This window comes from Serratia sp. NPDC078593 (assembly GCF_050268245.1).
GTDB lineage: Bacteria > Pseudomonadota > Gammaproteobacteria > Enterobacterales > Enterobacteriaceae > JBNNGK01.
The window spans coordinates 29,222-52,873 of record NZ_JBNNGK010000002.1 but is presented as its reverse complement, the minus strand read 5'-3'; the positions used below and the strand labels follow the sequence as shown (position 1 = coordinate 52,873).

The 23,652-nt window shown below is 52.7% G+C and carries 19 protein-coding genes and 1 other annotated feature; of the genes, 4 read left to right on the top strand and 15 right to left on the bottom strand.

The window, feature by feature from the left end; all coding sequences use genetic code 11:
* Window positions 1-44: 44 nt before the first annotated feature.
* The 12 genes from ACQKDS_RS02280 to ACQKDS_RS02225 all read right to left on the bottom strand — a co-directional run bounded on the left by ACQKDS_RS02280 (window position 45) and on the right by ACQKDS_RS02225 (window position 13,638).
* The gene (locus tag ACQKDS_RS02280) at window positions 45-1,349 is read right to left on the bottom strand and encodes an inosine/guanosine kinase (protein ID WP_399665271.1); all 1,305 of its coding nucleotides are present in this window, start codon (window positions 1,347-1,349) and stop codon (window positions 45-47) included.
* 90 nt (window positions 1,350-1,439) lie between these two features.
* Window positions 1,440-2,402, bottom strand: a complete 963-nt coding sequence (gene hemH, locus ACQKDS_RS02275) for a ferrochelatase (protein ID WP_399665268.1) — start codon at window positions 2,400-2,402, stop codon at window positions 1,440-1,442.
* 111 nt (window positions 2,403-2,513) lie between these two features.
* Complete coding sequence (locus tag ACQKDS_RS02270; RefSeq protein WP_399665265.1) at window positions 2,514-3,662, bottom strand: glycerate kinase; 1,149 nt, start codon at window positions 3,660-3,662, stop codon at window positions 2,514-2,516.
* Between the two features lie 10 nt (window positions 3,663-3,672).
* Entirely contained in the window at window positions 3,673-4,938 is a 1,266-nt protein-coding gene (locus ACQKDS_RS02265) for a GntP family permease (protein ID WP_399665262.1), read from the bottom strand.
* Window positions 4,939-5,058: 120 nt separating this feature from the next.
* Window positions 5,059-6,192, bottom strand: coding sequence for a sugar diacid recognition domain-containing protein (locus ACQKDS_RS02260; protein WP_399665259.1), 1,134 nt, complete (start codon window positions 6,190-6,192; stop codon window positions 5,059-5,061).
* A 283-nt stretch (window positions 6,193-6,475) separates the two neighbouring features.
* On the bottom strand, window positions 6,476-7,120 hold the full coding sequence (gene adk / locus ACQKDS_RS02255; RefSeq protein WP_399665256.1) for an adenylate kinase: 645 nt from the start codon (window positions 7,118-7,120) through the stop codon (window positions 6,476-6,478).
* 197 nt (window positions 7,121-7,317) lie between these two features.
* The gene (gene htpG, locus ACQKDS_RS02250) at window positions 7,318-9,189 is read right to left on the bottom strand and encodes a molecular chaperone HtpG (RefSeq protein WP_399666190.1); all 1,872 of its coding nucleotides are present in this window, start codon (window positions 9,187-9,189) and stop codon (window positions 7,318-7,320) included.
* Between the two features lie 155 nt (window positions 9,190-9,344).
* The gene (recR, locus tag ACQKDS_RS02245; protein WP_399665252.1) at window positions 9,345-9,950 is read right to left on the bottom strand and encodes a recombination mediator RecR; all 606 of its coding nucleotides are present in this window, start codon (window positions 9,948-9,950) and stop codon (window positions 9,345-9,347) included.
* Entirely contained in the window at window positions 9,950-10,279 is a 330-nt protein-coding gene (locus ACQKDS_RS02240) for a YbaB/EbfC family nucleoid-associated protein (protein WP_399665249.1), read from the bottom strand. The genes recR and ACQKDS_RS02240 overlap by 1 nt, the downstream gene beginning before the upstream one ends.
* A 41-nt stretch (window positions 10,280-10,320) precedes the next feature.
* Window positions 10,321-12,279 (bottom strand): DNA polymerase III subunit gamma/tau, encoded by a 1,959-nt coding sequence (gene dnaX, locus ACQKDS_RS02235; RefSeq protein ID WP_399665246.1) that lies wholly within the window; start codon window positions 12,277-12,279, stop codon window positions 10,321-10,323.
* Window positions 10,924-10,988: a sequence feature (DnaX frameshifting element), on the bottom strand. It overlaps the preceding gene by 65 nt.
* A 192-nt stretch (window positions 12,280-12,471) precedes the next feature.
* On the bottom strand, window positions 12,472-13,023 hold the full coding sequence (gene apt / locus ACQKDS_RS02230) for an adenine phosphoribosyltransferase (protein ID WP_399665243.1): 552 nt from the start codon (window positions 13,021-13,023) through the stop codon (window positions 12,472-12,474).
* Window positions 13,024-13,260: 237 nt separating this feature from the next.
* Window positions 13,261-13,638 (bottom strand): DUF454 family protein, encoded by a 378-nt coding sequence (locus ACQKDS_RS02225; protein WP_399665240.1) that lies wholly within the window; start codon window positions 13,636-13,638, stop codon window positions 13,261-13,263.
* A gap of 147 nt (window positions 13,639-13,785) precedes the next feature.
* On the opposite strand from ACQKDS_RS02225, the gene priC reads away from it, so the two are divergent.
* Window positions 13,786-14,322, top strand: a complete 537-nt coding sequence (priC, locus tag ACQKDS_RS02220) for a primosomal replication protein PriC (protein ID WP_399665237.1) — start codon at window positions 13,786-13,788, stop codon at window positions 14,320-14,322.
* Window positions 14,323-14,421: 99 nt separating this feature from the next.
* Complete coding sequence (rsmS, locus tag ACQKDS_RS02215; RefSeq protein ID WP_399665234.1) at window positions 14,422-14,601, top strand: pleiotropic regulatory protein RsmS; 180 nt, start codon at window positions 14,422-14,424, stop codon at window positions 14,599-14,601.
* A gap of 8 nt (window positions 14,602-14,609) precedes the next feature.
* Here the strand turns inward: rsmS and mscK are convergent, their stop codons facing one another.
* From mscK to acrR, 3 genes are all read right to left on the bottom strand, one after another.
* Window positions 14,610-17,996, bottom strand: a complete 3,387-nt coding sequence (gene mscK / locus ACQKDS_RS02210) for a mechanosensitive channel MscK (RefSeq protein ID WP_399665231.1) — start codon at window positions 17,994-17,996, stop codon at window positions 14,610-14,612.
* A gap of 107 nt (window positions 17,997-18,103) precedes the next feature.
* Window positions 18,104-18,457, bottom strand: coding sequence for a DsrE/DsrF/TusD sulfur relay family protein (locus ACQKDS_RS02205; protein WP_399665228.1), 354 nt, complete (start codon window positions 18,455-18,457; stop codon window positions 18,104-18,106).
* A gap of 19 nt (window positions 18,458-18,476) precedes the next feature.
* Window positions 18,477-19,157, bottom strand: coding sequence for a multidrug efflux transporter transcriptional repressor AcrR (acrR, locus tag ACQKDS_RS02200; protein WP_399665225.1), 681 nt, complete (start codon window positions 19,155-19,157; stop codon window positions 18,477-18,479).
* A 141-nt stretch (window positions 19,158-19,298) separates the two neighbouring features.
* Between acrR and sdeX the strand changes: the two genes are divergently transcribed.
* Both sdeX and sdeY read left to right on the top strand, forming a co-directional pair.
* Window positions 19,299-20,486, top strand: coding sequence for a multidrug efflux RND transporter periplasmic adaptor subunit SdeX (gene sdeX / locus ACQKDS_RS02195; RefSeq protein WP_399665223.1), 1,188 nt, complete (start codon window positions 19,299-19,301; stop codon window positions 20,484-20,486).
* A 17-nt stretch (window positions 20,487-20,503) separates the two neighbouring features.
* Window positions 20,504-23,650: a multidrug efflux RND transporter permease subunit SdeY gene (gene sdeY, locus ACQKDS_RS02190; protein ID WP_399665220.1), complete on the top strand. Its 3,147-nt coding sequence runs from the start codon at window positions 20,504-20,506 to the stop codon at window positions 23,648-23,650.
* The last annotated feature ends 2 nt before the right edge of the window (window positions 23,651-23,652 follow it).

Genomic DNA, 23,652 nt, shown 5'->3' with positions numbered 1-23,652 from the left:
TGGCGAGCCGCTGCGCTGGCCGACGCCCGGCCATCAATGCACGCTTAACGCTCCCAGTAAGACTCTTCCAAGCTGTCTTCCCGCTCAGGTAAACCGCGCGTCAGGCGTGGAGAGTGCTGATTGAGCACTTGGTAGCTGACACGGTTAGCGTATTTACACACCTGAGCCAATGAAGAGTAGGTCAGATAGCTGCGTACATGCTTGCTGGAGTTCGGCACGTTATTGCGGTGATAACCATTGGCGGCAATATCATGCAACAACGCCGACAGCGCGCCATCACCCGCGCCATTGGTGTTCATGATTTTCTCTGGCCCACCCATGTAAGGCGCGATATGGGAAAAAATGCGGAATGGGTTATCGCACTCTTTACGTCGCATTGCGCGGCTGAATTCGTAAAGGTTGAACTCGGGAATATGGCCCGGTAGCAACGGATGCTGCGTCTGCCGCTTGTTAGCGTCTTCGGTGTATCCTGCCATATACAAGCCATTCGGCCCAGCGGTACACAGCACCAGATCCACCCACTCCAGCGCCATATCGGATGCGGTCAACGGATCGCTTAAGCCGGTCAGCTCTAACGCTTCATCTTCGTTCATCGCCAAGATCGTCACGTTATCGCGCAAGAAATCGCGCCACCACTGCGGGTTATCGGCAATCACATATTTAGTGCCGAGCGTTAGTACCACCGGCACATCATACTTTTTGGCAAACTCAATCGCCTGCATCGTGGCAGCCGGCATCGGTTCCCCCGGTTTACAACGTACCAGATACGATGTCAGCACCAGCGCAGAAGCGCCAGCAATCACCTCTTCCGGGATGCTTTCCGGTTGCAATTGATTCATCTGGCCGGGGCTGATGGCAAAGGTGCGTTCACCACTTTCACCGATCAGCGTGAAACAACGGCCAATCGCGCCGTCAACCGCCTGTAAATAGTTGAGATCGGTTCGGCTTGAGGTATTACACAGATAGCGGTAGGCGTAGCTACCAATTTTGATGTTGCTGCACATCACGCCCAGTAAGATGGAGCGATCGTCCGCCAGCACCGAGTAATTGTGTAACGTATTGCCGATGGTGCCACCAGCGAACTGGTGGGTAATCAGATTTTTATCGTTTAATTCCTGATACAGCGCCTCAGCGATGTCATCTTCAATCACCAGAGAGTGACCCAGGCTCAGGCCATAGCGTTCAACAAACGCATCATCCACTTTGGCTTCAATATCGACCAGCGTTTGATCGATACCGACGATATAAGAGGTGCTAATTTCATTTTCGGGTTGCGCCTGCTGTAACAGCGGGTCGCGCGCATTCACCGGAAAATAGTGTTTGGACTTACGTTTACCAGGAAATTTCATGTATTTTGGCGGTCGTGGCGGTTAACAGGCGAAGAATGTTAACACATTCCCGCCCGATAAATGACATTCCCCTGCGGCGCAATGTGCCCTCTATTCGGGCTGTGTCACCAGTTCCCGCATCATATCGATGTGCGCCGGATCGTCGTTGAGCGCTGAAATATATTCAAATTTCTCACCGCCAGCATGCAGGAATATCTCACGGTTTTGCTCTTTAATTTCCTCCAGCGTTTCCAGACAATCCGCCGAAAAACCGGGGCAAAGAACCTGAAGATGCTTAACGCCCTGTGCGGGTAATGCCTTGAGCGTTTCATCGGTATAAGGCATTAACCACGGCTCTCGGCCGAAGCGCGACTGATAGGTCATCATGATGCGCTCTGACGGCAGTGACAAACTGGCCGCGAGTGCACGAAACGTATCCTCACAACGTTGCGGATAATCATCGCCTAAACGCGCGTAACGCTGCGGGATGCCATGGAATGACAGCAAGAGACGGTCCGGCTGGCCGTGCTCGGCAAAAGCGCGTTCAACGCTGTGGCGTAGCGCCGCAATATACGCCGGATGCTCGGCATAATCGCGGATAAAGCGAACCGACGGCAAACGACGATGACCTTTTAGAATACGCGCGACACCATCCCACACGGCCGCACTGGTCGAGCACGAATATTGCGGGTAGAGCGGCAACACCACCAACTGCGTTACACCTTGCGACAGCAGTTTATCGATAGCCTCGGCCAGACTCGGCGAACCGTAGCTCATGCCCAATTCCACTGGCGTATCCGGCAACTGTGCCGCCAACGCTCGTTGCTGACGGCGGCTGTAAACCAGCAGCGGTGATCCCTCATCCATCCAAACCGATTGGTACAGTTTGGCTACGCGCGGCGAACGGATCGGCAAGATCACGCCATTCAGAATCGGCCACCAAATCAACGGTGAGGTGTCCACCACGCGGCCATCACTGAGGAACTCCTTCAAATAGCGTTTGACCGCCGTCGAAGTCGGGGCATCTGGCGTACCTAGGTTTACCAGTAACACCCCGTGTTTCTCTTGCTTCATCTCTATTCCCCTCGTTTCCGTGACGCCCAGCGCATTGCTCTGGGTATAACCATTAACTCACGCCATTGTAACGGAAAAGAAGTTTCACGGAACCGATATCAGCGACAGGGATTACCGTTGTGCTAACTGCCATAATGCGGCCACATTACGCGCCGTCACCTCTAAATTGTGTGCCGCGTCGGCCAGCGCTTCATCGAGGGTGACAATACGGTCAATCACCGAAAACGCCGCATCGATGCCATGCTGGTGCACCACCTGATAATCCGCAGCCAGGCTGCCAGCAATGCCTACAACCGGCAGTTGATAGCGCTTGGCGACGCGTGCCACGCCTATCGGCGTTTTACCGTAGATTGTCTGGCTATCGAGCCGCCCTTCGCCAGTGATCACCAAATCCGCATCTCTGATCGCCTCCTCCAGTTTTAAGGTTTCGATCACAATCTCGATGCCCGGCCGCAGCGTTGCGTTAAGCATAGCGATCAAAGACGCGCCCATGCCGCCGGCCGCACCGGCACCAGGCACATCGCACACCTGACGCCCCGTGACCTGCTCAAGCAAACGGCCGTAATGTTGCAACGCACGGTCCAACTGTTCGACCATAGCCGGCGTCGCCCCTTTTTGCGGGCCGAAGACCACGCTAGCACCGCGCTTACCGCACAATGGATTATCCACATCACACGCCACGGTGACGTTCACCTGTTGCAAACGGGCGTCCAAGGCAGAAAGATCGATTTCGGCCAGTTTGGCCAGCGCCGCGCCACCGGCCGCCAGCGGCTGCCGGTGATCATCTAGCAGTTTCGCCCCCAGCGCTTGCATCATCCCGGCACCACCGTCATTGGTCGCACTGCCGCCAATGCCCAAAATTATCGACGCGACACCACGATTAAGCGCCGCCATAATCAGTTCACCGGTACCGTAACTGGTGGCGATCAGGGGGTTGCGCTGGTCAGTCTGAGCCAAATGCAGGCCAGAGGCCGCAGCCATTTCAATCACTGCCGTTTCACCTTCGCCCAGCAGGCCATAAAACGCCTCAACCGGTTTACCAAGCGGCCCGGTCACCGTCACCGCGACCCTTTCACCGTTGCTGGCAGCGATCATCGACTCGACGGTGCCCTCACCGCCATCGGCCATCGGCAGTTTGACGTATTCTATATCGGGATAAACGTGACGAAATCCTCGCTCTATCGCTGCCGCAACCTCCAGCGCGCTCAGGCTTTCTTTAAATGAATCCGGAGCGATAACCACTTTTTTCAGCATTTTCATCCTACTTCCCTTAGCCTGCCAGATTGAATACGCCAAACATCAGCGCGGAGACTGCCGCAATAGTGAAACCCACCAGCGTTTCATAGGGTAATAATTTCAGCCGCTCATGCACCGCCATATTGACGCTACCGCCAGTGGCATGAAAGAAGCTGCCGTGCGGCAAGTGATCGAGCACCGTGGCACCGGCGTGTATCATCGCCGCCCCCGCCAGACCGCTGACGCCAAGCTCTAGCAATGTGCTACTAAAGACACCGGAAGCAACGGCAGTACCGGCGGTGGTTGAGGCAGTCGCCATTGACATCAAGGCCCCGGAAAGCGGCGCTAATAGCCAGGCAGGGAGCCCCGTGTGGGTCAAACCGTTAATCAAGGCATCTTTTAACTGCGAATTGGCGATAATCCCTGCCAGCGTGCCGGTGCCTAAAAGCATAATCGCTACCGGTGCCATACGGCTGAGGCCGGAGATCATAAATTGATTACATTGGCGAATACGCCCCATCAGCAATGCCCCGGCTAAACCGCCAACCGGCAATGCGATCAGCGGATCGATAGCAATACCGGCGATCGGCCGTAACGACAGCAACAAAATAGCAATCAATGGGGCGCTCATTGCCGCCAGAAAACCGGGGCGAGCCCCATCCGACTGCACCATCAACTCTTCGGCGCTGACCATACTGCCTTTATTGCTCAGGCGCTTAGCCAGCAGATACGCCACCACCAGCCCGCACAGCCCGGGCACAATGCCCGCCGCCATGACCGAGGTCAGAGGAACGTGAAAGTTATCCGCCGCCGCGATAGTATTCGGGTTCGGCGACATAACGTTACCGGCTTTGCCCCCACCGACCATCGCCAGCAGGATTGCCACCCGTGAGATCCCGGCTTTCTGGGCGATCGACAAAGCAATCGGTGCCACCGTGATCACCGCAACATCGACAAACACGCCGACGGCCGTCAGGATCAGTGTCGCCACGGCCAACGCCAGAAGTGCACGGGCTTCCCCAACCTTGCGCACGATCGTTTCAGCGATCGTATGCGCCGCGCCGGATTCGATCAGTACACCAGCCAACACACCGGCAGCCAAAATGCGCATCACTGCATTGGTGATGCCCTGTGCACCAGTGATCATCAGCGTGACGGTTTGTACCAAATCGGCACCGCCGCACAATCCCCCGGCTAACGCCCCGGCAATCATGCCGTATGCTGGCGGAACTTTTCGTAATATCAGAACAATGGCGACAATCAACGCCACCAATGCCCCCAGTGTGGATACCGTAGTCATTGTTGTTATTCTCTTGTTGTTGGTGTCCAGCCAACATATGCCTATCCGATGGCGTTAACTTGGGGCGAAACAACAAAAACCATCGCGCTTGTCGGCAATAAAATTGTGGTTTAACACAAATCATTCATTCATCAACATGCCGATGTACAGCTGTAACATCCCGCTTAATGTATTGATTTTAAATCCAGTAATGGCTTCAATCCGTTGCAGACGATAACGCAAGGTATTGACGTGAATATGAAGCTGAGCAGCGGTCTGCGTCTGATCACAATTTCGATAAAAATAGTGCCGTAGCGTTTGCCGCAGCACGCCCTTTTCATCGTGACGGCTCAATACCTGCCACGGGCGAGTTAACTCCTGCGCACGCCAGTCATCACGCATATCACACAGTAAAGAAGGCAGTGGATAGTCATGATAAAACAATGATTTGTGACGTAACTTAAGCCGCCTTGCCATAACTTGAGTCGCTCTCGCCGTTAGGTTTGAACGAAAAACACCGTCGTCGCCGCTGAAAAACCCGCCGACAATCAAACGGATATTGAAACGTTGCTGAAACTGCGTCTGGAACTGCTGCGCCTGGTTGCGCTCCTGCTTCAGATGCCAATTCCCCTGCGATAAACAGGCTGGGCGCAGCAATACCAGTTCATTAAAACCGGTCATGGCGATCAGCGCCTCACGCTGGGTCGCCTCCAATTCGCTCAGAAGTTCACGTAACAAATGCGGCTGCCGATCGTGGAGCTCGATAATCCAAACGATGCGTGGCTGCTGTAGATTAAGCCCGAGGTAAGCCGCCATCGATTCTACAGTGCCTGACTCACCCGTACCTTGTAGCAGTTGATTGGCCAGTTCTTCACGATAACGTTTTTCCCATTGGTGCTGGCCGAGCAAGGCCGCCTGTTCCACCATCAGTTCGGCCGCCATTTTCACCAGTTCGGCGTAATTGCGCACGTCGGCAGGATCGCCGGAAATGCCAATCACCCCGACACGTTGATTACGAAAGCAGAACGGCAGATTGATGCCCGGCTGAACCCCCTTTAAATGCGCGGCGGTCGCCATATCAATCTCTACCACTCGGTTTTCAGTCAGCGCAAGCACCGCACCTTCATGCCGTTGAAACAGGCGCTTCGGATCCCCAGAAGCAATAATGACGCCGTTGTGATCCATGACATTGACAGAATGTGTAATGATGCCCATGGCGCGCTGGACAATTTGGCGGGCGGTCGATTCTTCCAGAAAGGTGGTCTGTCTGAGCATACGCGGCTTCCTGATGGTTAAACGGGAGGCCTGTTATACGCTATTCCGTTCACCAAATTAAACAGCGGCGATGGAACAAGCTAAGGCTATCACACTTCAAGGAGAAAGGGGGATGGGTGCAGATGTTAGGGCGAGTCGTCTAAATGGTTTGCCAACATGGGCTCTTCCCACGACGCTTTAAGGCTCGAAACAATCGCTGTATTCGCGCCATGTTGCAACATATTGGAGGCTATAAACGAAAAACGCCGGGCAAATGCCCGACGTTATTGGAGAACAACAACGATCAGCCGAGGATCTTCGCCAGCTCAGCGCTGATTTCATCCACTTTACGGGTACCATCAATTTTGTGGTATTGCGTGTTGCCCGTTTCGGCTTCTTGACGGTAGTAAGACACCAGCGGTGCCGTCAGCTGATGATATTCCACCAGGCGCTTACGCACGGTTTCTTCCTGATCGTCTTTACGCGTAGTCAGCTCTTCGCCGGTCACGTCGTCTTTGCCTTCCGCTTTTGGCGGATTGTATTTAACGTGATACACGCGGCCCGATGGCGCATGCACACGGCGGCCAACGATACGATCCACGATCAGTTCGTCTGGCACGTCGAATTCCAGCACGTAATCCACTTTGATGCCCGCTTCTTTCATGGCATCAGCCTGCGGGATAGTGCGTGGGAAGCCGTCCAGCAAGAAACCGTTGCGGCAATCTTCCTGGGTAATGCGTTCTTTCACCAGTGCAATAACCAATTCATCGGTAACCAGCTTGCCGGCATCCATGATTTCTTTCGCCTGTTTGCCCAGTTCTGTGCCGGCCTTCACGGCTGCGCGCAACATATCACCGGTAGAGATCTGCGGAATACCGTATTTCTCCATGATGAATTGAGCCTGAGTACCTTTACCAGCGCCCGGAGCGCCCAGCAGAATGATACGCATTGCGTAAATCCTCTTATATTTTTATAAAAATTGCGAAAACGCTCAACCATACCATTTTAGCAGGGGGTGCCTCAAGGCACGCGAAAGGAAATCGATTGCGTATGGGCTCGGTAAAAATCGGCGAAAAAGCCGAATTATGGAGGAGTTGAGAGCAAGAACGCCCAAAACCAGACGGCTTTGGGCGTGATAAATCAGAATTAGGCGCTAAGTAAGCTATTCATACGACGAATAAACTGGTTTGGATCCTCCAGCGTGCCGCGTTCTGCCAGCAGCGCTTGATCCAACAGCAGATCGATCCACGCGGCGAATTGTTCGTTATCGCCCACATCGGATGCGCGTTTGACCAAAGCATGATCCGGGTTCAGTTCGAAAATGTATTTCACTTCCGGTGCTTGCTGGCCAGCAGCCGCGAACAATTTCGCCATCTGGGTGCTCATTTCATCCGCATCGGTAGTCACGATCGCCGGAGTATCGGTCAGACGATGCGTCAGACGCACATCCTTCACGCGATCGCCCAGCAAGGTTTTAACCCGATCGATGAACGGCTCCAGCTGCTTCTCTGCTTCTTTCTGCTCTTCGGTTTCATCCGCCAGTTTGTCCAGCGCTTCATCCGCTTTGCTAACCGATTGGAATGGCTTACCGTCAAATTCGGTCAGGTAGCTCATCATCCACTCATCGATACGGTCAGACAGCAGCAGGACTTCAATCCCTTTCTTGCGGAACAGCTCCAAGTGCGGGCTGCTGTTCGCTGCGGCAAAGCTGTCGGCGGTGATGTAATAAATCTTCTCCTGCCCTTCGCTCATGCGGCTGACATACTCTTCCAACGATACCGTTTGTGCCGAGCTGTCGCCGTGGGTAGAAGCAAAGCGCAACAGTTTGGCAATGCTGTCTTTGTTGGTCGCGTCTTCTGCCGGGCCCTCTTTCAGCACCAAGCCAAACTGCTGCCAGAATTTCTGATAGGCTTCCGCATCATCTTTCGCCAGTTTTTCCAGCATTTGCAGCACACGCTTGGTCAACGCACTACGCAGATTTTGAGTGACGCGGCTATCTTGCAGAATTTCACGCGAAACGTTGAGCGGCAGATCGTTGGAATCAATCAGACCACGAACAAAACGCAGGTAATTCGGCATAAACTGTTCGGCATCGTCCATGATAAACACACGTTGCACATACAGCTTCAAGCCATGTTTGTGATCGCGATTCCACATATCCCACGGCGCCTGTGCCGGAATGTACAGCAAGCTGGTGTATTCTTGCTTACCTTCCACACGGTTGTGGCTCCAGCTCAGCGGATCGGTAAAGTCGTGCGCGATATGTTTGTAGAATTCTTTATATTCGTCATCGCTCACCTCGGATTTGCTACGGGTCCACAAGGCCTGGGCTTTGTTGATTTTCTCCCAAGTGGTTGCGCCGTCTTCATCTTCTTCGTTTTTGCTTTCGATCTCTACCGGCAGCGCGATGTGATCGGAGTATTTGCTAATGACCGAACGCAAACGCCACGCATCGAGGTACTCATCTTCGCCTTCGCGCAAATGTAAGGTGATCTCACTACCACGGTCTTCTTTGGTGATGTCGGCAATCGTGTAGTCGCCTTCGCCGACCGACTCCCAAAATACGCCTTCATCGGCAGCAGCCCCGGCAGCACGGGTACGTACGGTGACTTTATCCGCCACGATGAAAGCGGAATAGAAGCCGACACCAAACTGGCCGATCAGTTGGCTGTCTTTCGCCTGATCGGAACCGATTGATTCAAGGAACGCTTTGGTACCGGATTTCGCGATGGTACCGAGGTTTTCGATCACTTCATCGCGGCTCATACCAATGCCGTTGTCGGCAATCGTCAGCGTGCGTTTTTCTTTATCGAAAGACAGACGTACGCGCAGATCGCCGTCGCCTTCATACAGCTCAGGGGCAGACAACGCGCGGAAACGCAGTTTATCTGCCGCATCGGAGGCGTTAGAGATCAATTCACGCAGGAAAATTTCTTTATTGGAGTACAGCGAATGAATCATCAAATGAAGCAGTTGTTTTACTTCAGACTGGAATCCACGGGTTTCTTGGCCTTTCATACTCATTGCTTACCTCAAAGATAATTATCTAGGATATACACCAAACTCGGGCAATGAGGATCAAGTGGGGATGTGTGTCTGGTTTTTCAAGCGAATGGCGAGGAATTTTAGCAGAAAATTAACGGGGCGAACTCTCGCCCCGTTAGTGAAAAGCATCAGAATTTGATGGCATGACGACCGGCCAAGGAGTGTGACAGCGTGGTGCCATCGACCATTTCCAGTTCCCCGCCAACCGGCACACCATGCGCGATACGGCTGGCAAGCACCCCGTACTGGCCGCACATTTCAGCGATGTAGTTCGCCGTTGCCTCACCTTCCACTGTGGGATTGGTGGCAAGAATCACTTCAGTGATGCTTTCCTTCTCCAGCCGTTGCTCCAGCCGATCGAGGCCAATATCACCAGGGCCAATACCATCGAGCGGCGACAGATGCCCCATCAGCACAAAGTAGCGCCCTGCGAACTGGCCTGTTTGTTCGACCGCGTGAATATCTGCCGGGCTTTCCACCACACAAATCTGGCCATTTTGTTGTCGACGCGGATTCGCGCAGATGGTGCAAATATCCTGTTCGGTAAAGGTGCGGCAATCGGCACAGTGGCCAATTTCCGACATCGCGCGCGTTAACGCTTGCGCCAGGCGCATCCCGCCACTGCGATCGCGCTGCAGCAGTTGAAACGCCATGCGCTGCGCTGATTTCGGGCCGACGCCCGGCAAACAGCGCAGTGCTTCCATCAATGTTTCAAGCAACGGGCTGGTTTGCATCAGAATGGCATCTTAAAGCCAGGTGGCAGTTGCATGCCATTGGACACTGAGGCCATTTTTTCTTTCTGCGTTTCTTCGATACGACGCGCGGCATCATTGAACGCCGCAGCGATCAGATCTTCCAGCATGTCTTTATCATCTTCCATCAGGCTTGGATCGATTTCCACACGGCGGCAGTTATGCGCACCGTTGATGGTCACTTTCACCAGGCCAGCGCCAGACTCGCCAGTCACTTCCAATTTGGCAACTTCTTCCTGCATTTGCTGCATTTTTTCTTGCATTTGCTGGGCTTGCTTCATCAGGTTGCCCAGACCGCCTTTACCAAACATAGTCGTCTCTCGTAGCAATGGCCGCGCACGGTGCGCAGCGGTTAAACAGGGCGAATACTGTCCTCATCCAACTCTGCGTCAAAAAACCGACACAGCGTTTGAATATGCGTATCCGCAACGATGGACTGACGCGCCTGCGCCAGCTTTTCTTCATAAATGGCTTGCCGCCACTCCAGCGGAGTCCGCTCCGCTGGGTTTTCATCTTCCACTACAGTTAGCTCAATCGGGCTGCCATGCAACTCGCTGAGCGCATCACACAACGTCTTCTGCGCCGAAGGCGAATTCAAATGACGCTGACTGGGCCGTAGGTGGAGACAAATTTTGCCCGGTGCCAACGGCTGTTTAAAGGCATTCAATGCCAGTTGCTGCACCAGTTTAGGAATATTCAGTTTATCGATTTCCGCCGCCCACGGATCGCGCACGATCGACTCTGTAATCAGTTTAGCCGACAGTTCGGGCGTTTTTTCGTGCTCCAACGCGGTACGTAACGCTTTAGGCGTCGCCAGTGGCTCAGGCGCCGCTTCTGGCGCGGTTTGCGCGCGCCAACGATACGCTTCCGGTTTGGCGGTTTTTTCTTTCACGATCTTTTCCGCCTGACGCTGCTGGCTGCGCTCAGTCACGGAAGCTAATCGCTCCAGCGCTGAGTTTGCCGGCCGCGCTCTTCCTGGCGCCGCCGGCTCACTCTTTTTTGGTGTCGTTCCCCCCTGCTGCCGTTGTAATTGGGTACGCGCTTTCAATAACTGCGCGGTGGCATCAGGTAAATTGACGGGGTGTTGCGGCGAGGGTGCGTCCTGCCCTAGCGGCGGGGGCACATTCTGAGACGAAGGTGACGGCGTTGGCTGCCCTTGCGCCTGGCTAGTCGCTGGCATATTCTGCACCGACGGTGCCAAGGCTGCCGGTTCAGGAATGATCGCCTTAGGGTGAAACGCCAGCGCACGCAGCAGCGTCATCTCGACGCCCATACGGCGATCCGGCGCATAGGCCAGCTCTTTACGCCCCACCAGCAACGTTTGGTAATACAGTTGTACATCAGTAGGCGGTAGCGTTCGTGCCAGCTCACGCAACCGCTGTTCAATCGCGGCATAGTGATTATCCAACGCGGATGGCAATAACTGCACCATCGCAATGCGATGCAGTAACCCGAGCGTCTCCACCAGCAGGTTTTCCCAATCGACGCCGCGCGATGCCGCCTGTGCGACCTGCGCCATCACTTTTTCGCCTTCCGCGCTCACTAACGCTTCAAGGATCGCCAGCGGTTGTTCATCGTCCAAGGTACCCAGCATCTGGCTGACGGTGGGCGTCGTGACCTGCCCCTGCCCCATCGCTATCGCTTGATCGGCTAAGCTCAGCGCATCACGCATGCTGCCGTCGGCGGCGCGCGCCAATAGCTGCAACGCACGGGCGTCACTGGTAATCTGCTCAGCCTGCAACACCGTTTCCAGTTGAAGGCGAATTTGCTCTACGTCTAACGCTTTCAGATGAAATTGCAGACAGCGAGACAGAATGGTGACGGGCAGTTTTTGCGGATCGGTGGTCGCTAACAAGAATTTTACGTGCGCAGGCGGCTCTTCCAACGTTTTCAACAGGGCGTTGAAACTATGGCGCGACAACATGTGCACTTCATCGATCAAATAGACCTTGAAACGACCACGCGCTGGCGCGTACTGCACGTTGTCGAGCAGTTCGCGGGTATCTTCTACTTTGGTTCGGGAAGCGGCATCGATCTCGATCAAATCGACAAAGCGGCCTTGTTCAATCTCACGGCAGTTATCGCATTGGCCACAAGGCGTGGCGGTGATGCCCGCCTCGCAATTCAGACCTTTGGCTAACAAACGGGCGATAGTTGTCTTCCCCACGCCGCGTGTACCAGAGAACAGATAGGCGTGATGAATCCGCCCCAATGAGAGGCCGTTAGCCAGTGCGGTCAGGACATGTTCTTGTCCGACAACATCTGCAAACATTTGAGGGCGCCACTTACGGGCAAGAACCTGATAGCTCATTAATACCGGAGAAGTCGAATAATCTAGGCGGTCATGCTAACACAGCACGGTGGCGATCCGCGATATCCCCTTTATCTTTCGAGTCACCGCGTGATGGATGCCCCAGGCACTGGCTGAGTGAGCACCTGGGATGATGGGGCTTCGCGCCAGCCTAGGCTGCACCACAAAACCGCTCGAGGAATAAATTTTAGATCAATGACCCGCGAAATCGACCAAGCTGTAGCATTCAATATTAAGCTGGTTCAGACGCGCCTCCCCGCCGAGATCCGGCAGGTTAATGATGAACGCGGCATCTTTCACCTGACCACCTAGACGGCGAATCAATTTGGCCGTGGCTTCAATCGTCCCGCCGGTCGCTAACAGATCGTCTACCACCAGCACGATGTCACCCTCAGAAATGGCATCGCGGTGAATTTCAAGCGTGTCGGTGCCATATTCCAGCTCGTAGCTTTCACTTAGCGTCGCTCGCGGCAGTTTGCCCGGCTTGCGTACTGGTACAAAACCAACGCCTAATGCCAACGCCACTGGCGCGCCAAACAGGAAACCACGCGCTTCGGTACCCACCACTTTAGTGACACCTGCATCGCGGTAACGCGCCACTAGCAATTCGATGCTGGAAGCATAAGCCAGTGGATTTTCCAACAGGCTGGTTACATCACGGAACAGTATGCCCGGCTTAGGATAATCCGGGATGGTTTTGATACTGTCTTTAATAAACTGAAGCTGCTGCGCAGTAGCGGTCATAATTATTGCCTGATAAAACTGCTTGAAACTGGAACGCGAACCACCTGAAATCCCGGCTTGCCCGATAAGGCGACGCCATCAATAAGCTCGTTCAGGAAGGGTGTCCGCGCACGAAAACGCTCAAATCTATGCAAACTGACGGATAATTGCAACTCTACCCTTCATCTTTCCTGCCGCGGCGATGTCGTCTATGGCACGATGAAGCCGCAAAAAAACCTACGGTAGAGTAAAACACCCTCAACGCGTTTTTTGTTGCGACAGGTCAATAACCGGTAAGCGAAGCATAAAAATCAGTAATATCGTCAGTATCACGAGCAGCAAAACACGCACCCACGCGATATTCACCAGCCACAGAGAGACAGAGAAGGTCAAAACGATCACTAAGATCGCTTTCCATTTTGCCCCAGGCGGTAATGCACGATGCTGCTGCCAATGGCGAAGATAAGAACCGAACCATGAGCGATACAATAACCAATGATGAAAGCGGGGAGACGATCGGGCAAAGCACCAAGCCGCCAGCAATAAAAATGGCGTAGTCGGTAACAGCGGCAGCACAACCCCCAGCGTCGCCAGCGCTACCGCCAGCCAACCAACGATAATCAATAACCAACGCACTTTATCCGCCTTTTCGTGGTAGTGACACCGCTACTGTAACACCGGCCAACGTTGCCCGGCTACCTGTGCAACTTCCCCATCTCAGCGTGGTTTCAGGTACACTGCTCTGTCGATAAATCTAAGCCGTCATCACCGAGGAATGTCACCTTGAGTACACACCGCCTGATCACCGTTCTCGAACAACAAATCGCCGCACTTGCCAGCGAAGTGACGCCGCGTGGTGATGTGCCGATCTCGCAAGCGCGCTTTGACAGCGCGCTGTTCGCCAACCACGGAACGCGGCTGCGGGATTATCTGGCGCAGGTACAAAAGAATTTTTCACAGCTACAGGCCGCAGTCCATGACAATCGCACCGCACACGTCGCATTTCTGGCGGAAAAACTGGTCGCCCAAATCGGTGCTCTACAGCGTGAGTTGGCAACCCAAACTCTGCGGCGTCAGAATCAACCCAAGGTGGCCACACAGGTCGATTTGTACCATAAGCTGGCCGAGCATCAGGATTATGAACGGCGGTTAATCGCCATGATTCAAGATCGTGAAAGTCTGTTGGGTAAGCAAACCACCTTAGCGGGGCAAAAGAAATTACAGCAAGAACTGGCAGCCATCGAAGGCCGGCTCATGCGTTGCCGCCAGGCATTAGTGCGTATCGAACGCAGCATTGAACGCAAAGAAAACGGTTTTTGAAGATTTATCACAATATTTGAAGGAATCTGCCCCACTAGGGCTCGCGTTCACTATACTCAGTCAGTAGCCATTCACTTATCAAAACCTAACGTTGGATTTATGTCCCTAGATAATGCTTCACCAGAATTACAACTGGCAGTCGACCTCATATACCTGCTGGAATGTAACGAGATCGATCCAGCCACCGCGCTGGCGGCGCTGGATATTGTGAAACGGGACTATCAGGAAAAACTGCAGCGTACCGGCGCAGCCGCCCCATATCTTGCCAGCAATCAGTAACGGGCCATTCAACCGACGGGGGGAGCAGAATCAGGATTTAACGGACGTTTCACTTCCTGCACCTCGTTCCCCTGTTGATTATGCAAATACACCTCTAATTGATTAAAGGCGATGTTAATGTCGTTTTCGCGGCACAAACGATCAATTGCGCGGTTTAGTTCATCGACGGTGTAACTGCGATCGCTCAGCTCACGCACATACAGACGTAATTCATGATCAAGCGTGCTGGCACCAAAATTAAGGAAGAATACCTGCGGTTCCGGGTCAGCCATCACCCGCGGGTTATCATGCGCCGCTTTCAGCAATACCGACTTCACTTTATCCAGATCGGAGCCGTAGGCTACCCCCACCTTAATTAATATTCGGGTGACCGTGTCAGACAGCGACCAGTTAATCAGCCGCTCGGTCACAAAGGCTTTATTCGGGATAATCACTTCTTTACGGTCAAAATCCGTAATCGTCGTGGCACGAATGCGAATCTTACTCACTGAACCGGAAAAATTACCGATAGTAATGGTATCGCCAATGCGTACAGGGCGTTCAAACAGAATGATCAGGCCAGAGACAAAGTTGGCGAAAATCTCCTGTAGACCAAAACCTAACCCAACGGAGAGCGCTGCCACCAACCATTGCAGTTTATCCCAAGACACGCCGAGCGATCCCAATGCGGTGACGGTCCCCACGGCGGTGATCAAATAGGTCAAAATCGTCGTGATGGCATAGGATGCCCCCTGTCGCAGCTGCAAGCGCGACAACACCGAGACTTCCAATAGCCCCGGTAGGTTTCTCGTCATCACGTAAGCAACGATCACGGCCAACACGGCCACCATCAGGTTACCAAGCGTGACCGCCTGAGACACGCTACTGCCCGCGACCACACTGGTGTAATGCCACAATGAGATGCTGTCCAGATAGCCAAACACCGTTATCAAATCTGACCAAATAGCATAGAATGCGCTGGCAAACACGAAGAACAACACCATGTTGGTCATACGCAGTGATTGCTGGTTAATTTGATCCAACGCCAGCGGAGGCTCTTCCACCGGCTCACCGCCCTCCGCCCCTTCTTTCATCTGACTTTGGCGTCGCGCGATCGCCCGGCGATAAGCCAAACGCCGAGCCGCAACGCTCAGCCCTCGAATGGCCGTCAGATAAACGATATTCCACAAAATGAAGAGGTACAGGCTATCAATCCAGCGCCCGGCTAAACGTAGCGTGGTATAGAAATAGCCGGCGAACATCAACCCGATCAGTATCAGCGGCGTAGCGGCAAGTGCAGTCACGATCATCAGCCGTATTGCATGTGATCCCTTGTTGCGCCAACTGTCGCGGCACAGTGGAAATACCAGCACCGCCAGTAATATTAACGTCAACAGCACTACCACTTGGCCGATCACGTCTTCTACCAGCCGTAACGGCGCTTTTTCACCTAATTTCGACCAAAAGATCAGTGGCAACAGCACCACGCCCAGACGAACGGTTTGCCGACGATAGTGCGCACACCGGTTTGCCGAGAGGGTAAAGTGGCGCTCGGCAATCCCCCCCGGTGCCATCAACCGGAAAGTAAAACCTAACACCAACCAAAACAGGGCTAATTGTTGCGATAACGCCCATAAAAACTCACTGATATCCAACTCGGCGCGGTAACACCAAAACCCTACGCCTAACATCAATGCTGACCCCGGCAACACCTTCAACAAGGTCAGTAATAATGCTTTCGGCGTATGCAGTTGGCTATCGCGCTTAAGCTGGCCCACATCATTGCTGAGTTTCTGTAGGTGATTATCGATCAACGTATAACGCCAGCGCAGTAAACCGATGACGATCAGCATCGGGATTAAAAACACCAGCGCGCTCAGACCGCCTTGCAAAACCTGCTCAATATTAAGCTTGAAATCCAACGACGCTAACTGGTTGTCAATCGCTTCCGGCAAGGTTTTCAGCCAGAGCCAATCGATCGGTTTATTACTGTTTACCCAAAAAATTTGTTGAGTCAGCGTCTCCTGTACCGACTGATAAACGCTGGTCAGTTGCTGCTGATTAATTTGCAGATTGATCGCTAATGACAGTTGATTGCTAAGTTGCCGATTCAACTGGTCCAGTAATTCGCGGCGCATATCGATAACTTCATGCAGCGCATCGATCACATCGTCACTGGCCTTTTCCTGACTATTCACCAGCAGGGTGTTGAGGTAATCATTTCCCTTAAATAACGCATCACGTTGCTGATTGACATCAAACTGCTCCAAACGCACATCGGCAATCTGGGTTTGGATATTCGTCACCAGCAAGCCCTGCGGCAGAGTTTGCTGTTGTTGATACAAAATACGCGATAGCACTAACGTGCCTTTGAGCATCTGGATTTGTTCTTTCAGGTTATGTTCTGACTGCAGACCACGATCAAGCCAACTTTTCACCTGAATGTTCTTTTGAAACAATGTATTGCTATCGCGTGTTGCCGCAATAAGCCGTTGGCTAAGCTTGCGATTGACGTCAAGTTCTTTGCTGACCAGCGCATTTTGTTGAATATCACTGCCATCATCAGGATTTTGCGCCGCTTTGGCGGTTTTTTCAGATAGCGTTAGCCGTTTGCTGTTAACCACATCTTGCAAAACTTGCACCTGATGATTCAATTGCTCAATGTCGCTATTGGTATAATCACGCTGTTTTTGCAGTAGATCTTGCAACAAAGTGTTGGCTTCAAGTTTTTCGCGCTGCAGTTCGATCTGCGCATTCAGTAACGCCTGCTCAGTAGTCAGCATCGCCAACTGGGTATTGCGCAATCTCTCTTGCCCCAGCGATTGGCCATTAAGCTGGCTGCGGATGTCTTGCAGGCGCTGTGATGCGCTGTACATGCTGCTTTGTGCCCTTTCAGGCTGCGTTTGCAGCGCCACCAATTGGCTGTTGTAGGTAGAAAGATTTTCTTGCGCGGTCTGTAGCGCATCGAGTGCTTTATAAAGACGGCTTTCCAACTGGCGTAATGCCAGCGGCTGAAGTTCAGCACGCAGAGCCACATCATCAGTGTGCTCTTTTAGCGCATCCAGTTGTGCACTCACCTGACGCAATTTCGCTGGCGCCTGCTGCACCCGCTGTTTTAACTGTGCATCCTCTTGTCGGATTCGCTCGATGGCATCCCACAGTTCAACGGTGCGGTTAAGATCCTGCTGAGAAAGTTTCTCAACCGGCGTCAGATTTTTTTGCTTGGTTAAACTTTCAAGCTGATTCTGGACATCGCTACGCGACGGCACATCACCATTGAGCGCAGCTAGCGCCGTTATGGGTTGCCATAAAGCGCAAAGAGTCAGCAGGAAAAAGCCCCCTATGCCACGGCGAAAAACCGAGCTCAGGAAACGGAGTAATATCGAAGAAGAGGAAATGGCGTACCTGCGACTCATAATTTGGCATCGTTTCAACAAACACGTGTCAAGATTAGCACGTTCGCAGGCAGGCAAAGAACTTTAAACACCCGTAAAAGATGGAAGGCGTGCGCATAAACACAGACTTAAAACGTCAACACTTTTTCCGCCGCTAACGTCCACTGCGCCAATTCAACCAAGGTACCGATTTCTACCCCATCGGCCAGCGTCAATTGGCTGACACCACGCGCATCAGCACAGGTTTTACACAGTTTGATCGGCACTTGCTGCGCGGTGAGAATTTCTAGCATTTGCTGCAGATGATAACCCTCGTGCGGCTTCTGCCCTGCAATAGCGGCGGTGACCGCATCAGACATTAGGAAGAGTCTCAAGTCCAGCGCCCTTTGTTGCTCTTTTAGCGCAATCGCCAAACGCAATGCGTTAAATAATGACTCCTGACCGTAAGCCGCGCCGCTGGCAATCAACACGATAGATGACATAGCACCTCCTGTTTGTAGTTTAAGGGCAGCAGCCGGCATCTTGCATCATCGCCGCTCGCTCCTCGGGTTTGATACGCAACGTTGGGCAATGTTGCGCCATTTCGATGAATGCATCAACCAGAGATGCCGCTTCCTGTTTCAAGTCGAAGCTTTCCGGCATAAACAGCCAGTTCTCCATCAAACCGGTAACATAAGCACGCAGAATGATAGCGGCGCGGCGCGTGTGCAAATCGGCCGGCAGCTGGCCATGACGTATGCTGTTAAGCAACACGGTTTCGATACGATCGTAGTTTTCAAGGTACAAAACTTTACGAATATCATGCAACGGCATCATTTCACCGACAAACTCGCATTTATGAAAGATAATCTCCATCAGCGCACGCCGACGGATGTCATCCACCGTTGCAGTTAATATGTAAATCAGAATTTCCCTTAAAATCCTCAGTGGATTATCGGGAAACTTTGCCTGATACTCTATCTCTAGGTCGCCTATTTTCGATTCTGATAACGCCCAAACTTCGTTAAATAGGTCTACCTTATTTTTAAAGTGCCAGTAAATTGCACCACGCGTAACCCCTGCTGCGGTGGCAATATCTGTCAGTGACGTTGCAGAAACGCCACGTTCAGAGAATTCTCTTACCGCAGCATCAAGAATATGACGTCGGGTTTCCTGCGCCTGCTGTTTGGTTTTTCGTGCCATGGCGTTGTTTTTTACGGGGAGTGTGATTTACATACATTCGCGAATGTATGTACCATAGCACGCACATATAATTAACGCAGCAATGGGTTTTAAAGCTTGTGATCCATTGATCATTTGAAATCGGACACTTGAGGTTTTTCTATGAACAAAAACAGAGGGTTAACGCCTCTGGCGGCAGTTCTGATGCTTTCCGGCAGCTTAGTGCTTACAGGATGTAATGATAAAGAAACCCAACAGCAAGGCGCTCAACAATCTGCCCCAGAAGTCGGTGTGGTAACGTTGAAAGCCGAACCGCTCAACATTACTACCGAACTCCCTGGTCGCACCGCTGCGTATCGCATCGCCGAAGTTCGCCCTCAGGTCGGTGGCATTATCCTGAAACGTAACTTTGTTGAAGGGAGTGATATCAAAGCAGGCGAATCACTTTACCAAATCGATCCGGCAACCTATCAAGCCGCTTACGACAGCGCCAAAGGCGATTTGGCTAAAGCGCAAGCCGCCGCTGAGATTGCCCGTCTAACGCTCAACCGATACAAACCCTTGCTGGGTACCAATTACATCAGTAAACAAGATTACGATACGGCAGCCTCCACGCTGCAGCAAAGCAACGCCGCGGTGATTGCAGCCAAAGCCGCAGTGGAAAGCGCTCGCATCAATCTGGCTTACACCAAAGTGACCTCTCCCATTTCTGGGCGTATTGGTAAATCTACCGTTACCGAAGGGGCGCTGGTCACCACCGGCCAAGCGAATGCGCTGGCCACGGTACAGCAGTTGGATCCGATGTATGTCGATGTAACCCAGTCGAGCAATGATTTCCTCCGTCTCAAGCAGGAGCTGGCGAACGGCACGCTGAAGCAAGAAAATGGCAAGGCTAAGGTCAAGCTGTTACTGCAGAACGGCCAAGAGTACGCGCAGGAAGGAACGCTGGAGTTCTCTGACGTTACCGTCGATGAAACTACCGGCTCCATCACCCTCCGTGCGGTATTCCCAAACCCAAGTGATGAGCTGTTGCCTGGTATGTTCGTGCGTGCCCGTCTTGACGAAGGTGTTCGCAATAACGCACTGCTGGTGCCACAACAAGGCATAACGCGTAACCCACGTGGTGACGCGACTGCACTGGTGGTCGGTGCTGACAATAAAGTTGAGATGCGCACCCTGAAAGCCGATCAGGCTATCGGCGATAAGTGGCTGGTTACTGATGGGTTGAAAGCCGGCGATCGTGTGATTGTCACTGGCCTGATGAAAGCCAGACCGGGCACGCCAGTAAAAGCACAAGAAGTTGACACTCAAGCGCAGAAACAGCCGCAAGCTGATGCGCAGAAGTCATAAAAAGGAGCCGGTAATACATGGCTAAGTTCTTTATAGATCGCCCTATTTTCGCTTGGGTATTGGCCATCATCGTGATGTTGGCGGGGGTGCTTGCGATAATGAAACTGCCAGTTGCGCAGTATCCCACTATCGCACCACCGGCGGTAACCATCTCCGCTAATTACCCGGGCGCTGACGCCACGACGGTGCAAGACACCGTAACCCAGATTATCGAACAGAATATGAACGGCATCGATAATCTGATGTACATGTCTTCGTCCAGTGATTCCTCTGGTAGCGTACAAATCACGCTGACGTTTGAGTCTGGAACCGATCCTGACATCGCGCAGGTGCAAGTACAGAACAAACTGTCATTGGCAACCCCGCTGTTACCTCAAGAAGTGCAGCAACAAGGTTTGAAAGTAGAAAAATCCAGCAGCAGCTTCCTGATGGTGGCCGGCTTCGTTTCTGACGATCCGAACATGACTCAGGATGATATTGCGGATTATGTTGCTTCAAACGTCAAAGATCCGGTCAGCCGTTCTTCTGGGGTAGGTGAGGTGCAACTGTTTGGTGCCCAGTACGCCATGCGTATCTGGTTGGATCCAAACAAACTGAACAACTTCCAGTTGACCACAGCCGATGTCACCAGTGCCATTAAAGAGCAGAACAACCAGATCGCCGCAGGGCAATTAGGTGGTATGCCACCGGTGCCAGGCCAACAGCTTAACGCATCAATTATCGCGCAAACGCGCCTCAAGTCGCCGGAAGAGTTCAGCAAAATTTTGCTGAAAGTGAACAGCGACGGTTCGCAGGTGCGTTTGAAAGATGTGGCTCGCGTCGAGTTGGGTGCTGAAAGCTATGCCGTAACGGCCCGCTTCAATGGTAAACCGGCAGCAGGGTTAGGGATCAAACTGGCAACCGGTGCCAACGCCCTGAACACGGCGGCGGCGGTAAAAGCTGAATTAGCTAAACTGTCGCCATTCTTCCCGCAAGGGATGAAAGTGGTTTACCCTTACGACACCACCCCCTTCGTTAAGATCTCAATTAATGAAGTGGTAAAAACCCTGTTCGAAGCCATCGTGCTGGTGTTCCTGGTCATGTATTTGTTCCTGCAGAACTTCCGCGCGACGTTGATTCCAACCATCGCGGTGCCGGTTGTCTTGCTGGGTACATTTGCCATTCTGGCGGCATTCGGCTTCTCGATAAACACCCTAACGATGTTCGGGATGGTGTTGGCGATAGGCCTGTTAGTGGATGATGCCATCGTGGTGGTGGAAAACGTCGAACGTGTTATGGCGGAAGAAGGGCTACCACCGAAAGAAGCCACCAAGAAATCGATGGAGCAAATCCAGGGCGCGCTGGTCGGTATCGCCTTGGTACTGTCCGCGGTATTCGTGCCTATGGCGTTCTTTGGCGGGTCAACCGGGGCAATTTATCGTCAGTTCTCGATCACCATCGTTTCTGCGATGGCGCTTTCGGTGCTGGTTGCGTTGATTCTGACGCCTGCTCTGTGTGCTACCTTGCTAAAACCCATACCGAAAGGCGACCACGGCATAAAAACTGGCTTCTTTGGCTGGTTTAACCGCATGTTTGAGAAGAGTACGCACCACTACACCGATAGTGTGGCTAACATCTTACGCAGCACGGGCCGTTACCTGTTGATCTATCTGTTGATTGTAGTCGGCATGGCGTTACTGTTCTTGCGTCTGCCGTCGTCATTCTTACCAGAAGAAGACCAAGGTATCTTGCTCACCATGGTGCAATTACCAGCAGGTGCGACTGAAACCCGTACGTCTAAAGTTCTGGAAGAGGTTACCGACTACTTCCTGACAAAAGAAAAAGACAACGTGGTCTCCGTCTTTACCGTAGCCGGTTTCGGCTTTAACGGTAATGGCCAGAACAACGGTCTGTCATTCGTCAGCTTAAAGAACTGGGATGAGCGTCCAGGAGCCGAAAACAAGGTTGAGGCTATCGCTGGCCGCGCCATGGCCACCTTCTCGCAAATCAAAGACGGTATGGTTATTCCGTTCAACTTACCTGCGATTATCGAGTTAGGTACCGCAACCGGTTTTGACTTCCAGTTGATCGACCAAGGCGGTTTGGGGCATGAGAAACTGACTGAAGCGCGTAACCAACTGCTTGGGATGGCTGCACAACATTCAGACATGTTGGTCGGGATGCGTCCAAATGGATTGGAAGATACACCTCAGTTCAAACTGACTGTCGATCAGGAAAAAGCCAAAGCGCTGGGCGTAAGCATCACTGCGATTAACAGTACGCTAAGCACCGCGCTGGGGGGATCGTACGTTAACGACTTTATCGACCGTGGCCGAGTGAAGAAAGTTTATGTACAGGCCGATGCGCCGTTCCGTATGTTGCCAAATGATATCAATAATTGGTATGTGCGCGGCGACAGCGGGCAGATGGTTCCGTTCTCCTCTTTCTCTACGGCTAAATGGGAATATGGTTCACCACGTCTGGAACGTTACAATGGCCTGCCATCAATGGAAATTCTAGGCCAGGCAGCACCGGGTAAAAGTACCGGTGAAGCGATGAACCTGATGGAAGAATTAGCCTCTAAATTGCCAAGCGGTGTAGGCTATGACTGGACGGGTATGTCCTATCAGGAACGTCTGTCCGGCAATCAGGCACCGTCGCTGTACGCCATTTCAATCTTGGTGGTGTTCCTGTGTCTGGCTGCCTTGTATGAAAGCTGGTCTATTCCATTCTCGGTGATGTTAGTGCTGCCTCTCGGGGTGATCGGTGCACTGCTGGCGGCGACGATGCGCGGTATGAATAACGACGTCTACTTCCAGGTGGGCCTGTTGACAACCATTGGCCTATCGGCGAAGAACGCAATATTGATTGTGGAATTCGCCAAAGATCTGATGGAGAAAGAAGGTAAAGGCCTCATAGAGTCAACGTTGGAAGCAGTGCGTATGCGTCTGCGTCCAATTCTCATGACGTCATTGGCGTTCATCTTGGGGGTTCTGCCGCTGGTTATCAGTACCGGCGCAGGCTCTGGAGCGCAGAATGCCGTAGGTACTGGCGTAATGGGCGGGATGATTACGGCGACCGTACTGGCTATATTCTTTGTTCCGGTGTTCTTCGTGGTGGTTCGCCGCCGCTTCTCTAAGAAGTCAGAAGATATCGAGCACAGCCATTCGGTTGAGCAACGCTGATA